At 70.1% G+C, this 13,750-nt stretch carries 16 protein-coding genes; 9 read left to right on the top strand and 7 right to left on the bottom strand.

The genetic code is table 11. The features are described 5' to 3' along the window. Positions 1-145 precede the first annotated feature (145 nt). On the top strand, positions 146-1,012 hold the full coding sequence (locus VNO22_09960) for a site-2 protease family protein (GenBank protein ID HXG61691.1): 867 nt from the start codon (positions 146-148) through the stop codon (positions 1,010-1,012). Between the two features lie 36 nt (positions 1,013-1,048). Then, on the top strand, positions 1,049-1,441 hold the full coding sequence (locus VNO22_09955) for a response regulator (GenBank protein ID HXG61690.1): 393 nt from the start codon (positions 1,049-1,051) through the stop codon (positions 1,439-1,441). Positions 1,442-1,453: 12 nt separating this feature from the next. Here the strand turns inward: VNO22_09955 and VNO22_09950 are convergent, their stop codons facing one another. Continuing rightward, positions 1,454-1,852: a hypothetical protein gene (locus tag VNO22_09950; GenBank protein ID HXG61689.1), complete on the bottom strand. Its 399-nt coding sequence runs from the start codon at positions 1,850-1,852 to the stop codon at positions 1,454-1,456. A 79-nt stretch (positions 1,853-1,931) separates the two neighbouring features. Between VNO22_09950 and VNO22_09945 the strand changes: the two genes are divergently transcribed. The 5 genes from VNO22_09945 (at position 1,932) to VNO22_09925 (ending at position 7,702) form a co-directional block, all read left to right on the top strand. Further along, entirely contained in the window at positions 1,932-2,927 is a 996-nt protein-coding gene (locus VNO22_09945) for a tetratricopeptide repeat protein (GenBank protein ID HXG61688.1), read from the top strand. Positions 2,928-2,989: 62 nt separating this feature from the next. Then, a complete protein-coding gene (locus VNO22_09940; protein ID HXG61687.1) occupies positions 2,990-3,493 on the top strand; it encodes a MarR family transcriptional regulator in 504 nt (167 codons plus the stop codon). Further along, the gene (locus tag VNO22_09935) at positions 3,441-5,372 is read left to right on the top strand and encodes a chloride channel protein (protein HXG61686.1); all 1,932 of its coding nucleotides are present in this window, start codon (positions 3,441-3,443) and stop codon (positions 5,370-5,372) included. Before VNO22_09940 ends, VNO22_09935 begins: the two co-directional genes overlap by 53 nt. An 83-nt stretch (positions 5,373-5,455) precedes the next feature. Then, entirely contained in the window at positions 5,456-6,868 is a 1,413-nt protein-coding gene (locus tag VNO22_09930; protein HXG61685.1) for a hypothetical protein, read from the top strand. Positions 6,869-6,925: 57 nt separating this feature from the next. Then, positions 6,926-7,702 (top strand): hypothetical protein, encoded by a 777-nt coding sequence (locus VNO22_09925; GenBank protein HXG61684.1) that lies wholly within the window; start codon positions 6,926-6,928, stop codon positions 7,700-7,702. Here the strand turns inward: VNO22_09925 and VNO22_09920 are convergent. The 6 genes from VNO22_09920 to VNO22_09895 form a co-directional block, all read right to left on the bottom strand. Then, positions 7,696-8,316 (bottom strand): hypothetical protein, encoded by a 621-nt coding sequence (locus tag VNO22_09920; protein HXG61683.1) that lies wholly within the window; start codon positions 8,314-8,316, stop codon positions 7,696-7,698. The two genes, VNO22_09925 and VNO22_09920, sit on opposite strands and share 7 nt — an antisense overlap. A 46-nt stretch (positions 8,317-8,362) precedes the next feature. Continuing rightward, the gene (locus tag VNO22_09915) at positions 8,363-8,770 is read right to left on the bottom strand and encodes a hypothetical protein (protein HXG61682.1); all 408 of its coding nucleotides are present in this window, start codon (positions 8,768-8,770) and stop codon (positions 8,363-8,365) included. Positions 8,771-9,030: 260 nt separating this feature from the next. After that, positions 9,031-9,297, bottom strand: coding sequence for a hypothetical protein (locus VNO22_09910; GenBank protein HXG61681.1), 267 nt, complete (start codon positions 9,295-9,297; stop codon positions 9,031-9,033). Positions 9,298-9,449: 152 nt separating this feature from the next. Then, a complete protein-coding gene (locus VNO22_09905) occupies positions 9,450-10,259 on the bottom strand; it encodes a hypothetical protein (protein HXG61680.1) in 810 nt (269 codons plus the stop codon). A gap of 43 nt (positions 10,260-10,302) precedes the next feature. Then, complete coding sequence (locus VNO22_09900) at positions 10,303-10,458, bottom strand: hypothetical protein (protein HXG61679.1); 156 nt, start codon at positions 10,456-10,458, stop codon at positions 10,303-10,305. Between the two features lie 21 nt (positions 10,459-10,479). Next, on the bottom strand, positions 10,480-12,063 hold the full coding sequence (locus VNO22_09895; protein ID HXG61678.1) for an FHA domain-containing protein: 1,584 nt from the start codon (positions 12,061-12,063) through the stop codon (positions 10,480-10,482). A 316-nt stretch (positions 12,064-12,379) separates the two neighbouring features. Here VNO22_09895 and VNO22_09890 point away from each other — a divergent pair, with 316 nt between their 5' ends. Both VNO22_09890 and ruvX read left to right on the top strand, forming a co-directional pair. Next, positions 12,380-13,447: a mannose-1-phosphate guanylyltransferase gene (locus VNO22_09890; GenBank protein HXG61677.1), complete on the top strand. Its 1,068-nt coding sequence runs from the start codon at positions 12,380-12,382 to the stop codon at positions 13,445-13,447. Further along, the coding region (gene ruvX / locus VNO22_09885; protein HXG61676.1) for a Holliday junction resolvase RuvX at positions 13,447-13,750 on the top strand (304 nt) is incomplete at its 3' end. The genes VNO22_09890 and ruvX, both read left to right, overlap by 1 nt.

Genomic DNA, 13,750 nt, shown 5'->3' with positions numbered 1-13,750 from the left:
GCCAGGAGGTGCCGCCATCGAAGTCCTCAACCTGACCTTTCCCTTCATCCGGATCTTCGGCATTCCCGTTCGGATCCACTGGTTCTACCCGATCCTGATCGCCTGGCAGATCCTCCAGGGCCAGCTTCAGGGGGGGACGTCGTTCATGCTCTGGAGCGCGCTTCTGATGGCGGCGCTCGTGGCGACGACCCTGGCGCACGAGCTGGCCCATTGCTTCGCCGCGCGGGCCGCCGGCGGGCATGCCGACGAGATCCTGCTCTGGCCGCTCGGGGGCCTCTCCTACGTGGGCCACCGGGGCACGCCGCGGGCGGACATCCGCGTGGCGGCGGCCGGGCCGCTCGTCCACGTGCCGCTGGCGGGGATCGCGGCGGGGGCGCTCGTGCCGGCCGGATTCTGGGACTGGGAGCTTCTGAATCCGCTGGGGTCCTGGGCTCCCTTCCATCCCTTCGAGGAGCATTTCGGGGTCAACCTCGCCGTCGGGGTCCTCAAGCTCCAGGTCGTGCTCTTTCTCTTCAACCTTCTGGTGCCCGCCTATCCGCTGGACGGAGGGCGCATCCTGGCCAACCTCCTCGTGATGCGTCACGGCCGCGAGCGCGCGGCGGCGATCCTGAGCTACGTGTCCACGCCGGTGGGCGTGGCGCTGCTTCTGTGGGGATTGCTCCAGCAGAACTTCCTTCTGGCGTTCACGGGCGTGTGGGTGATTTTCGAGTCGCTCCAGATCCGGCGCCTGGCGCGGCTGGGCGAGGTTCACGCCCATCCTATGTTCGCCGAGGTATCCGAGTTCGATTACCTTCCCGGGGAACCCTCGCGCCGCCGCAGGGGATGGTGGGCGCGGTGGCGCGAGCGCCGGGCGCAGGTCCGGGCCCTGCGCCGGCGCGAGCGGGAGGAACGCGAACGGGCCGAGGTGGACGCCATCCTCGAGAAGGTCAGCCGCCAGGGGATCGGCGCCCTCACGGCGCGCGAACGGCGGATTCTCGAGGACGCCTCCCGCCGCCGGCGCGGCGAGGCGTGAGCCCCCGGGGCCTTTCTTGCCGATACACCTTATCGAGTGAGCGGGCGGAGGGGATCGGCGGGACGCGTCCTGGTCGGCGACGACGAGGCGGGCGTGCGCGATTTCCTCTGCCGCGGCCTCGGGCGGGCGGGATACGCCGTCGAAGCCTGCACGGACGGCCGCGAGGTGCTGCGGCGCTACCGGCCGGGCGTTCATGCGCTTCTCATCCTCGATGTCTCGCTTCCCCGGGAGACGGGCCTGGAGGTGGTCGCGAAGCTGAGGGACGGCGGGGACGCCGTGCCGATCATTCTCCTGGCGGCCGCGCCCGAAGGCGCGCGCCGGGCGGCGGCGTTCGCCTTCGCGTATCGCCTGGGGCTCCTCCAGAAACCCTTCGGATGGGCGGAACTTCGCCGGGCGGTCGAGCGGGCGACCGGGCGCGGAGCCCCGTAGGGGGACCGGGTTTCACTCCTTCCGCGGCGCCTTGAGAATCACCGGTTCCAGGAGGAGCTTCAGGAACCGGGGGTCGGGCGTCTGGGTGAACGTCCCCACGACGGAAAGAAGCTCCTTCTTCGCGGAGACGACGTCCACCTGCTCCACCTGGATTTTCAGTTCACCGCGGGTTTTCGGGGAGCTGGCCTCCACGGCGAGTTTTTTCCCCACCAGGGACTTGCGGACGGCGGGGAGGAACTTCGCGGGATCGGGCACGGTGCCGTCGGCGGGGCGCTTCATCTTGACGTGCATGAGGATTCCGTTTTCGGCGATCGCGCGGCACTCGCCCAGGTATTCCTGGCCGCCGTCCCAGAACCAGACGCGGATGTCCCGGCGGGAGAGGAACTGGCTGTTGATGAGGTGCGTGTCCATAGGGCGCGGTCCCCGTCGTCGGCAACCATGCAAATTATACCCGGCGCGGGCGGGCGGCGAGGATATAATCGCGGTTCCAATGAACTCGTCGGAGATCGAGGCGGAAGCCCGGCGGATCCGCCACGAGGCGGTCTCTCGAGGATACGTGGACCGGGCGCGGGCGGATGCCTGTCTGGGAGAGTTCATCGAACGGCTCAGGAAGGGGGATCCGGCGCTTCCGGCGTTCGCGGATCTCCTGCTTCTTCGCGGGATGCTGACGGCGGAGCGTCACGCGGAGATCGTGCGGGCGTTGCCCTCGGTCCGCAGGGAGGGGGGGCGCGGAGGGGCGATCGCGGCCGCTGCAGGGATCCTGGGGGTGGCGGCCTTCTTCGTGTGGAATTCGGCCCGGCAGCCCTCCGGAAGCAACGTTCCGGCCGCCGAGTGGGTGGCGCGGGCGGAGCGGGCCGCCCGCGAGGGACGCCCGGAGGAGGGAATCGCCCTTCTGACGCGGGCGCTGGCGGCGGGGGTGCGCGAGCCGGAGGTGTGGCGCGCGCGTGCGGCGCTTCGGGAGCGGCGGGAAGACCTCGACGGCGCGGCGGCCGACTGTTCGGAGGCTCTGGCGCGCGACCCGGAGGACGCCGAGGCCCTGGCCTTGCGCGGCTGGGTTCTCGCCCGCAAGAAGGATGTGGTCGGGGCTCTTTCGGACCTGGACCGGCTGGTCGCGCGGCGGGCGTCGGAGGGACGCGCGTACCGTCTGAGGGGCCGGGCACGTCTGGAGCTGGGCGACGCGGCGGGGGCGGTCCTGGATTTCACGCGGGCGCTGGAGCTGGACGCGGGGGACGTGGAGGCGTACCTGGGGCGGGCGCGGGCGCGGCGGGAGCGCCGGGATCTGGCGGCGGCCGCGGCGGACGCGTCTCATGCGATCGAACGGGACCCGCGGCGGGCGGACGCGTGGCTTCTGCGGGGGCGCCTTCGCCACGAGGCGGGGGACGCGGCCGGAGCCGCCGCGGATCTCGAGGAGGCGCTTCGCGCGGGCGGCGAGGGGTGGCCGGAGAGATCGGAGGCCGAGGAGCTTCTGCGCCGGGCTCGTCCGTGAGCGGTGGGGCCTCCGGGATCGCGCCTCCTTGACTTTACATCGCAATACGATATTATTCCGGGATGCCGTCCCGGCCGAGAAGACGCTTTCCCCTCGATTATCGCGCCCTGGCGGAATTCCGGCGGCTCATCCGCGGTTTTCTCGCGTTCAGCGAACGCGCGGCGCGAAGGGTGGGGTTGCGGCCGCAGCAACACCAGATGCTTCTGGCGATCAAGGGGCTTCCGCCGGGGGTGGAGCCGACGGTGGGGGCGCTGGCCGCGCAGCTTCAGATCCGTCATCACAGCGCCGTCGAGCTCTTGAACCGACTGGTTCGGCGCGGATTGGCTCGCCGTCGGCGGAGCCGCCGGGACCGCCGCCGGGTTCTGGGCGAGGTGACTGCCGCCGGAGAGAGGCTCCTCCGCAGGCTCTCCCTGCGCCACCGGGAGGAGCTCCGGCAAATGGGGCCGCGCCTTCTGAAGGCGCTGGAGGCGGTTCTCGAGGGGGCCGTGCCGCGGAACGAAAGGATGAAAGCCCATGCTCGACATTCTGTCCGCTCCTCCTCCGATCCGCGCGGAATCGGGATCTGATCCCCGGCCGCCGGGGGATTTCACGCTGACGGCGCGGGTTCTGCCGCTGGCGGTCCTGGCGGTCGGAATCGGAGCCGTCGCCACGTTCGTGGCGGACGCTCTTTTGCGGCTGATCGCGCTGTTCACGAACCTTTTTTATTTTCACCGCCTGTCGCTGGACGCGGTTCGCCCCGCCGACGCCGTCCTGGGGTGGATGTCCCTGGGAGTCCCGGTCGCCGGCGCTCTGATCATCGGCGTCCTGGCGCGGTTCGGTTCCGAGAGGATCCGCGGTCACGGGATCCCGGAGGCGCTCGAGGCGATTCTGATCCGCGGCAGCCGGGTGGAGCCGCGCGTGGCGCTGCTCAAGCCGCTCTCGGCCGCGATCTCGATCGGTTCCGGGGGACCTTTCGGATCCGAGGGGCCGATCATCATGACCGGCGGCGCCTTCGGATCTCTCATCGCTCAGTTCTTCCGGCTCACGAGCGCCGAGCGCAAGACCCTCCTCGTGGCGGGCGCGGCGGCCGGCATGTCGGCGACGTTCGGCACGCCGATGGCCGCCGTGCTTCTGGCGGTGGAGCTTCTGCTTTTCGAGTGGAAGCCCAGGAGCTTCATTCCCGTCGCTCTGGCGAGCGCGACGGCCATGGCGTTGCGGCGCCCGCTTCTGGGGCCGGGTCCCCTTTTTCCGGTTCCCGAGCATGCGCCCTTCCTGAGCGTGTCCGGCCTGGCGGCCTGCGCGGGTTCGGGTCTGCTGGCCGGAGGGCTGTCGGCGCTGCTGACCCACTCGGTGTACCGCGCGGAGGATGTTTTCAAGAAGCTGCCGATCCACTGGATGTGGTGGCCGGTTCTGGGGGGCATCGTCATCGGGGCGGGGGGGCTGGTCGCTCCGCGGGCGCTGGGGGTCGGTTACGACGTCATCGAGTCGTTGCTCGCGGGGCGGATGCAGCCCGGCGAGATTCTGGAAGTGGCGGCGGTCAAGTGGATCATCTGGGCTGTGGCGCTGGGTTCGGGAACCTCCGGAGGGGTGCTTGCGCCGCTGCTCATCCTGGGAGCGTCGTTGGGGGGGCTGGAGCAACTTATTTTTCCCCAAGCCGGACCCGGCTTCTGGTCGTTGATCAGCATGGGGGCCATTCTGGGAGGGACGATGCGGTCCCCTCTGACGGGGGTGCTCTTTACGCTGGAGCTGACGCACGATTACGGTGCGCTTCTTCCCCTCCTCATCGCCGTCACCTGCGCTCATGCGTTCACGGCTCTGTGGCTTCGACGTTCCATTCTGACCGAGAAGGTGGAGCGGCGGGGTTTCCATGTGACGCGGGAGTACTCCATCGATCCGCTGGAGGTGCTTCGTGTGGAGGAAGTCCTGCGACCCGACATCGTGACGTTCCCCGCGGACCTGCCGTTGTCGGAGGCGATGCGGCGGATCGAGACGGAGGACCATGTTCGGGCGCAGCGCGTGTATCCCGTGATCGGGAAGGAAGGCGGCCTGGCCGGCGTGGTGACCCGGGAGGCGGCCCGGCGCCGCCTGCGCGAATGCGTGCCGCACGAGCCGGCGCCGCCGGTGGCTCGCCTCATGCGGACGGACCCCGTGACGGCGCTTCCGCACGAACCGCTCCGGAACGTCGTCTACCGGATGGCACGGACGGGATTTACGCGGCTTCCCGTGGTCACGGCCGGATTCCCGCGCCGTGTCGTGGGGATGGTTACGCTCAACGATCTGCTCAAGGCCCGCGCTCAGCATCTGGAAGAAGAGGAGCGGCGGGAGCGGGTTTTTCCGCTTCCGTTCGCGCCGGCGGACGTTCCGGCGGCCGCGGAGCGGCGGTTCTCCAGGGAGGCCGGATCGGAGGGGCCCTGGCACACGGGTTCGAAGGGCCGTGAAGGATCCGGTTGCGGCCGACCGGAGTGACGCGGAGGACGCGGGACCGGCGTATAAGTAAGGGGCGCGGCCGTTTCGAAGCAGGGAGGCGCGTCCGGTTGGAGGGGATCGCCATGAAGGTTCACGCCGTCGTTTCGCTGTTGCTCTGGGGGGCGGGGGCGTTGGGGGCTCAGGAAGCCCGGACCCCGCCGCGCACCGGGGAATTCACCGACGAGTACAAGGACCCCAAAACGAAGGCGCTCATCATGCGCTACAGGATGCGCGCGCCGGCCGCGCTGCCGGAGGAGCGCCGCCTGGGACTCATCGTCTACTTCCACGGGATGAACGGGAACGAGAACAGCCTGTACGGGTTCGTCACGGAGGCCGCCCGGCGCGTGGGCATCGCCGACGAATATGTCATTACGGGCGGAAAATCCAAAGGCGCCGGCTGGTCCACCAGCGACGACAAGGACGTCCTGGCGTGGATCGCCTGGATCAAGGAGACGTATCCGATCGATTTCCGGAGGGTGCACATCCTGGGGGCTTCGAACGGCGGCTGGATGGTGAAGCGGTTCGGGTGGGAGCACCAGGACCTTTTCGCGACGGTTTCGCCGTACTGCGGGGGCGGCGTGGATTTCTCCAACGGCCCCAGGACGGGCAAGCCGGGAACTCCGCTGGGTCCGGCGGAGACGAAGACGGAGTGGTACTTCGTGCACGGCACGGACGATCGGGACGTGGCGGTGGATGCCTCGCGCCGGGCGGTGCGGCAGCTGCGCGAGCTGGGCTACCGGTACGTGTACCGGGAGCTCGAGGGGCACGATCACGGCAGCATCTTCCGCGTCCCGGAGGTGGCCGACGACAACCTGCGTTTCATTCACGCGCTCCGGCACAAGGAGATTCCGCTTTCGAAGGAGGAGCGCACGAAGGCGGCCGCTCTGGCGGGGAAGGCCCGGACGGAGAAAGGGGAGGCCCTGGGACCGATTCTGGCGGAAGCGGCGCGGATCGGGGGGATTCCCGGCGCGAAGATCGTGGCCCACGTCTTCGACGCGTCCGACCCCGAGGCGAAGCGGGCCGCGGCGGCGACGGCGGAATCCACGCTCTACGGGCGGGAGGCGGTGCTGGACCTGATCCGGCTGACGCGGGACCGTTCGGAGGAGGTGCGTCAGGCGGCCTGGCGGGCGCTCGGCGCGGCGGCCAACTGGCGTTATCCGGAAGCGCAGGAAGCGCTCGCGCGGGCGGCGCGGAGCAGGAGCACGGCCCCCGCGGACCGGGTCCGGGCGATCGAGGCGCTGGGGCACGCCGTGCGGCTGATGCTTCTGGGGAATTACGAAGACCGGCTGGTCCTGTGGACGCTCGTTCTGCTCCTGGACGACGAGGAACTGGACGTCCGGCGGGCGGCGTTTGCGGCGCTCGAGAAGGGGGTCAAGGACACCTTCGAATACAGGCCCGACCTTCCGGCCTCCGAGCGCAAGACGGCGGTGGCCAAGTGGAAGTCGTGGTGCGAGCAGAAGGCGGGGCCGCTTTCGGGCGGTCCGGCCGGCCGGTAGCCGCCCCGGCGCGCGCCGCATAGTGCAATTTTTCACGCCCCGGGGTATCCTTGGGGCGTGGGGCGACCGGCGGGGGCGCGCGAGGCGGCGTGGGCGGGGGCGATCCTCGCCCTCGCCGCGGGAATCCTGGGGCTCGAGCGGATCTCGGGCCGCCGCGCCGTTCCGGAGCGCCCGGCGCCTGCCGCGCCTTCGACCCTTCCCGCGCCCCCCGCGCGGATCCCGGCCGAGCGGCTCCTGGCGGACTGGCGGCGCGGGCGCGAGATCGGCGTTCCTTCGGCGGACCTCGAACGCCTCGAGCGCGAGATCGAAGCGGCGCTCGCGGAACTGTCCCCCGGCGCCGTCGTGGATCTCCTTGTGCGGCACGGAACCGCCGACGCCCTTCCCCTGTTTCTTCGGGCCCTCGAGGGAGCGTTGGCCCGCGACCGCGCCGCGGCGGAGGAAGCCCTGACCGCCGCCCTGGAGAATCTCTCGGAGGATTCCGCAAGGCTGGAAGGGCTCGCCGAGGTGGCCCTGGAACGCCTTCGCGACCCCGGCCGGCGCGACCGCGCGGCCCATGCGCTGGCGCGGGCGGCCGTCGCTCCGAGGCTCCTCGTGAGGATCCTGCCGGGACTCTCCCCCCGGACGGCCCTGGAGGTGCGCGAGCGGCTCTGGGAGCGCGCCGCCGGCGAGGAGGAAGCGGCCGAGGCGCTCGGTCACCTCGTGGAACCGGAGGAGATCTCCCGCCTGGAATCGCTGGGGCCGCGCCCCGGCGTCCTCCGGGCCCTCGAAATCGCCGCGGAGCGCACCGGCCGGGCCGCCTTCCGGGCGGCCGCGGAACGCCTGCGCCGTCAATGAACCGCCAGCGAAAGCCCCCCGAGCGCGGCCAGGACCAGCCCCAGAATGAGCTTCTCGTAGCGGTCGAAGAAGGAGAACTGGAGCTTTTCGATCCCGAGGGTCGTCAGCCCGATGAGAAGCATCATCACCCCCAGCGTCGTCGCCAGAAGGACGGCCGAGAGGAGCATCACCGCCCCCGTCCCCAGGGTGTGCGAGGCGGCCACGAGGAACGGAATGGCCGCCGAGCAGGGCGAAAAGACGAGCGACAGGACGAGCGCCGCGAACGCGGTCTTTTCGGTCACGGACTGGTCGTGCGCGTGGCGGTGGCCCGCGTGCAGAACGTGCGAGGCCAGGTAGAGAAGCCCGAGCGCGATCAGGATCGCCGCGCCGCCTTTTTCGAGGACCGGGCTTTCAGGGTCGAGAAACGCCTTCCCGAAAGCCACGACCGCCACCCCGAGCCCCACCGTGGAGGCCACGTGGAGCGTCCCCGCGGCCGCCGCGACCGCGAGCGTCTTTCGCGTCCGCCAGCCCTGCGCCCGCCCCACAACCACGAAGCACAGCCAGTGGCTCGGGATCAGCGTGTGCAGAAGCGCGACCGTGAAGGTGGACAGCAGGCTGACGGCCAGTTTGTCCATGGGCGCGCGATTATAGCGCCTCGCCCGCGCGCACCAAGGAATTCGTTCACGCGGCGTGCCCGCAGCGCTTCTTGACCTTGCGGTCCGCGCAGCCGTCGGCGTGCTTGAGGGCGCCCAGGGTCCTCGACTTGACCCCGCATCCTTCGCAGACGTAAAGAATCTCCGATTCGTCCAGGGTCGGCTTGGTGTACTCCACGCCGCAGCAGCGCACGGGTTTGTCCCCCACCTTGTCCGGATGGCAGGCGGCCACGTAGCGCTCCCGCACGCACACCTCCGCCTGCTCCAGGGACGCCTTGTCCTCGGGGCAGGTTCGCGCCTTCACGGCGTTCGGAGGGTAGAGCTTTTCGCACTTGGGGCAATGCCACCGCTTCACTTTGTTCTTCATCTCGCAGGGCGGTCGCGCCGGGACCGCCGCCGCGACGGCCAGGACGGCCGCGGCGAGAACGGCTTTCATGGCGTCACCTCCTCCGAGAGATTATACGGCCCGCCGGGCGGGAAAGGGAAAGGCGCCCGGTCCCCGAGGGGAGACCGGGCGCCTTCCGGAATCCTTGCGGCAGCGGCCTAGAGGACGTGCTTGCACCCCCGGGCCAGCGCCTTCTTCTTGCAGTCGTCCGCGTGCTTGAGGTCTTTCGGGCTGAGCGCCTCCGCGTTGCACCCCGTGCACTTCGAGACCACACGGGCCTCATCCACCTGTTCGGTGACGGGATTCCCTCATCAGGTTCCGCCGACCTTGAGCCCCTCCTTGTTCGGGTGGCACTTGACGTACGGCGTCTTCTTCACGCAGACGTCGACCAGCGTCGTTTCCGTGTCGTCCTTGGCGCACTTCCGGCCCTTCATCTCCGTCTTGGGATCGAGCAACTTGTCGCACGTCTTGCAGTACGGCTTCTTGGACGGAGTCCCCGTACACCGCGGGGGCGCCTGCGCCGCCGCCACGAGCGCGATCGCCGCGGCGAGCGCCCCCACCCACCACGCTTTTCGCATAAGCCACCTCCCTGAAAAAAGACTGGGAAAACGAAAACCGAGGACGGTCCGTAAAGGGGAGCGCCCCGGCCCCTCGGGCGGGCGCCTCGAAGAGCCCCCGGATCCGGGGGCGCGGAGCGTCGCGTCGCGTCAGCCGTCGTGGCGGAGGGGATTCATTTCTCATCCCCCACGTGAGGCGGCTTGCCGGACTTCGAGCAGATCTTCTTGTAGGAGGCTCCAAGCACCGGCTTGCAGTCCGGTTTATGCTTGACCTCGGCCTCCACGTCCGCGCGGGCGCCGCAGGTCGAGCATTCGTAGATGATCCGTGCGCGGTCTTCGGCGATCTCCGGCGGCTGCGGCTTCCCGTTCTTGGGCGGAACGGGCTTGGGGACGAGCTTGACGCAATACTCGATCTCGGTGGGTTTGTTCTCGCACCGCTTGCAGAGCCCGCCGCGCACGTCGTCCGGCCCCAGCTCGCGCTTGCAGGTGGTGCAGTAGTATCCCTTGGCCGTCCGGTTCACCTCGCAGGGACCGGTCTTTTCCGAGGACGATCCGTTGCGCACCCGCAGCTCCGGAATCGAAGCGAGGTACGCTTCCGGACTCTTGGAGAACTTGGCCAGGCAGGACTTGCAGCAGAACCCGATGACCTTGCCCTGGATCGTGACCGTGACGGCGGCCTTGGCCGGCTGGTCCGGGCGGACCGGGCACTTGGCGTTGATGGGTTTGTTGTCCGGCCTGGCCGGGGCCTTGGAGAGCTCGGGGATCTGTTCGGCGTAGGCGTCCGGATCCCCGGCGAACCGCTGTTTGCAGCCGCCGCAGCAGAAGCCGATCGTGTGCCCCTTGTAGGCCGCCGTGATGTCCGGCTTGGCGGCGTTCTGGGGCTTGACGGGGCACTTGGCGTTGACCGGCTTGGCCTGGGCCAGGGCGAAGGCGGCGCCCGCCGCCAGAACGAGGGCGCAGACCGCCCCCGCGGCCTTCCTCATGCTCATCATCCCGCTCCTTTCCGCTCCCCGCCCGGGGAGGTCCCTATTTTCCCGAATGGGGCTCGTGCCCCGACTTCGTGCACACCTTCGTCACGCCGAATCGATTCTTGCATTCGGGGGTATGGGGCACGTCGCCCTGAGTGTCCCCCACCTGTTCGCAGGACTCGCAGTAGTAAACGATCCGGGCCCGATCCTCCAACGGAGTATCGTGGAGCTTCCCTCAGCAGAAGACGGGCTTGTCGCTCACCTTCTCGGGGTGGCAGGCCGCCTGGAAGTAGCGCCGCACGCACATGTCGATCTTCATGGGCTTTTCTTCGCAGCGCTTGCAGACTCCGCGGCGCGTGTCATTCTCGGGGTCCAGCACGCGGTCGCACGTCGTGCAGAACATTCCCTTGACCGTGCGCTTGATGTCGCAAAGCACCGGCGGCTTCTTGAACGCGGGCCGGGCCTTCTCGGCCTTGGCGGGTTCCGGCTTGGCCGGCTCCGGCTTCGGAGGTTCCGGCTTGGGCGCCGGAGGCTTCATCGGTTCCGGCTTCATGGGCTCCGGCTTGGGAGCCTCGGGTTTCATGGCCGGCTCCGGCTTCATGGGCTCCGGTTTCATCGCCGGCTTGGCGGGCTCCGGAGCGGGCATCGCCTTGGCCAGAGGCTCTTCCGCGGGCTTGGGAGGCGCGGCGGGCGCCGGCGCCGGCGCGGGACGCTCCGCCTTCGCCTTGGAGGCGGCCAGATCCGCTTCCGCCAGGAGCATGAGGCGCTCCGGCTTGCCGGCCAGATAGCTGTAGTGCTCCGTCCCCCGGAAGCGCGGAGCGTTTTTCCGGTAATGCTCCGCCGCTTCCGAATACCGTTTGGCCTCGACGAGCTTCTTGCCGGCTTCGTCCACCGCCTCGCGGTCGGCGCGGACCTGCGCGGTGATCCGCTCGAGGAGCGACGACGCGGCCCCTTCCTCCGGAGTGCCCGACAGGGCCTTGAGCGCGTGGATCGCCTCTCCGTACCGGTGATTCTGGAGGTGCTCCTGGACCAGACGCTCCACGTCCGCGAAGGTCATCTTCGCGATGTCTTCGGAGCGACGGCGCTTGAGGTCGTCCCGGAGGGCGGCGAACCCGGGCGCCACGGCCTCGAAGCGCTCCGCCTGCTCCTCCGCTTCGCGGACCAGGGCGTCGGTGACCGGGCCGGCGGCGGCCCGGGCGCGCAGCTCCTCGAGCGCCTTTTCCGCCTCCGCGCGGGAAGGTTCGGCCTTGGGGGCGGCCGCCGGCCGGTGCGCATGGACGGCCGGTTTGGGCAGAATCTCGTGGTGATGAAAGACGAAGGCGTACGCCACGGCGCCCAGAATGATGAAGATCGCGGCCACGGCGACGGCGCGGCCCGGCGCGGCCGACCGCGACGAGAACGCCCGGCGCGTGATCCGGCGCTTGAACTCCGGAACGGCGGGCTTTTGCGGGGCGGGAGCGGCCGGCGCAGGGGCCGGGGACGCGGCGGGAGCCGGCGCAGGGACGGGCGCCGCCGCCGTCACCGGCGCCGGGCCGTCCAGCTCGAGCACGAAGAGACTCGTCAGCCCGATCTGGATTTCGTCCCCTTTGGCCAGGACGTACGTCTTGACGTCCTTGCCGTTGACGCGCGTGCCGTTGCCGGAATCGAGATCCGTCAGGACGTAACCCGAGTCGGTCTTCTCGATCTTGGCGTGCTTGCGGGAAGCCTTCTTGTCGGCCAGCGCGACGAGGTTCTCCGCCGAACGGCCGAGCGTGACCACCGAATCGGCCAGCTCCACCTCGCGCGACTCGCCCTCCGATTTTACCAGCAATCTGATCATCCGCTCCTCCGGCCCCAAGGGCTTCCGGTTTTCCGTGAACGTCCGCGGAACGGATCGCCGGGCGCGATTCGTGCCGTCGACGTTCAGGCGGCCTGAACCCTCCTATAGTGATACGTTCCGGGGGGGGCCGGGGTTGTCACCGGCCCGCTACTTCACGGCGGGCCCGCCGTGGGGAGGGGCGCCCGATCCCCCCATTTCCGGACGGCCGCGGGGTCATGTTCCTTGCCCTCATGGGCGATTCCGGCGGGCGAGCGCGCCTCCCGGCGGCATGTCCGGCAGGCCCAGAGGACGAGGGGGTGCTATAATAGCCCCCCGCATGCGCCATTTCTACGCCGTCGTCCTGGCCGGGGGCAGCGGGACGCGCTTCTGGCCGCTTTCCCGCCGGTCCCGGCCCAAGCAGCTTCTTCCGATTCTGGGCGGCCGCTCGATGGTGCGCCGGACGGTCGAGCGTCTCTTCCCGCTTCTGGAGCCCGCGCAGGTGTTCGTGGTGACCGCGCGGGAGCACGCCGAGGCGGTGCGGGAGGACCTGGATCTGCTCCCGCCCGAGAACGTCATCGACGAGCCCGCGGGGCGGGACACCGCCGCGGCGGTGGGGCTGGCGGCCGCGTTTCTCGAGTGGCGGGATCCCGAAGCGGTGTTCGCGACGCTCCCGGCCGACCATGACATCCATCCGCCGGACGAATTCCACCGCAGCCTCCGGGAGGCGCGCGAGGCGGCGCGGGCGGGGGCGCTGGTGACCCTGGGCGTGCGGCCGCGCCATCCCGCGACCGGTTACGGCTACCTGCACCGCGGAGCGCGCGAAGGCAACGGCTTCCGCGTGCGCCGGTTTTGCGAGAAGCCCGATCCGGAGACCGCGCGCGGGTTCGTGGCCGCGGGGGACTACTACTGGAACAGCGGAATGTTCGTCTGGTCCGCGCGGGCGATCCTCGCCGAGATCGACCGCCACCTGCCGGCGCTCTCCGCGGGGCTGCGGGAGGTCCGCGCGGCGTTCGGGACGAGCCGCCTGCCGGAGGTCCTGGAGCGCGTCTACGCGGGACTCCCCCGGATTTCGATCGACTACGGGGTGATGGAAAAGGCCGAGCGGGTCGTGATGCTCGAGGCCGGCTTCGAGTGGGACGACGTGGGGTCCTGGGCGGCCGCGCTGGGGCGGCGTCCGAAGGACGCGGCGGGCAACGCGCTGGAGGGCGCGTGCGTGGCGGCGGAGACGAAGGGCTCCCTGGTTCTTTCTTCCGATCCGCGCCACCTGGTCGCCGTTCTGGGCCTGGAGGGCTTCGTCGTGGTGCACACGCCGGACGCGACGCTCGTCTGTCCGAAGGACCGCGCCGACGAGCTCAAGACGCTCATCGAGGAGATCCGGCGGCGGGGGCTGGAGACGTACCTCTGATGAAGGTTCTGGCGGTGGACCTGGGCGGGCGGCGCACGGGGCTGGCGATCAGCGATCCGGAGGGGCGCCTGGCGATGGCGCTTCCGACGCTCGAGGACGCCACCGCCGAGGACGTCGCCCGCGTGGCCGAGGAGCATCAGGCGGAGGAGGTCCTCGTGGGGCTGCCGCTCAACATGGACGGCACGGTGGGGCCGAGCGCCCGGCGGGCGATGGACTTCGCCGAGGAGCTCCGGACGCGCGTGAGGGTGCCGGTCGTTCTCTGGGACGAGCGCCTCTCGAGCGCCGAGGGGCACGCGCGCCTGC

The organism is Planctomycetota bacterium, assembly GCA_035574235.1.
Classification (GTDB): Bacteria; Planctomycetota; MHYJ01; order MHYJ01; family JACPRB01; genus DATLZA01.
Note: the sequence above shows the minus strand (reverse complement) of the source record. Positions and strands in the feature narration are given on the sequence as shown.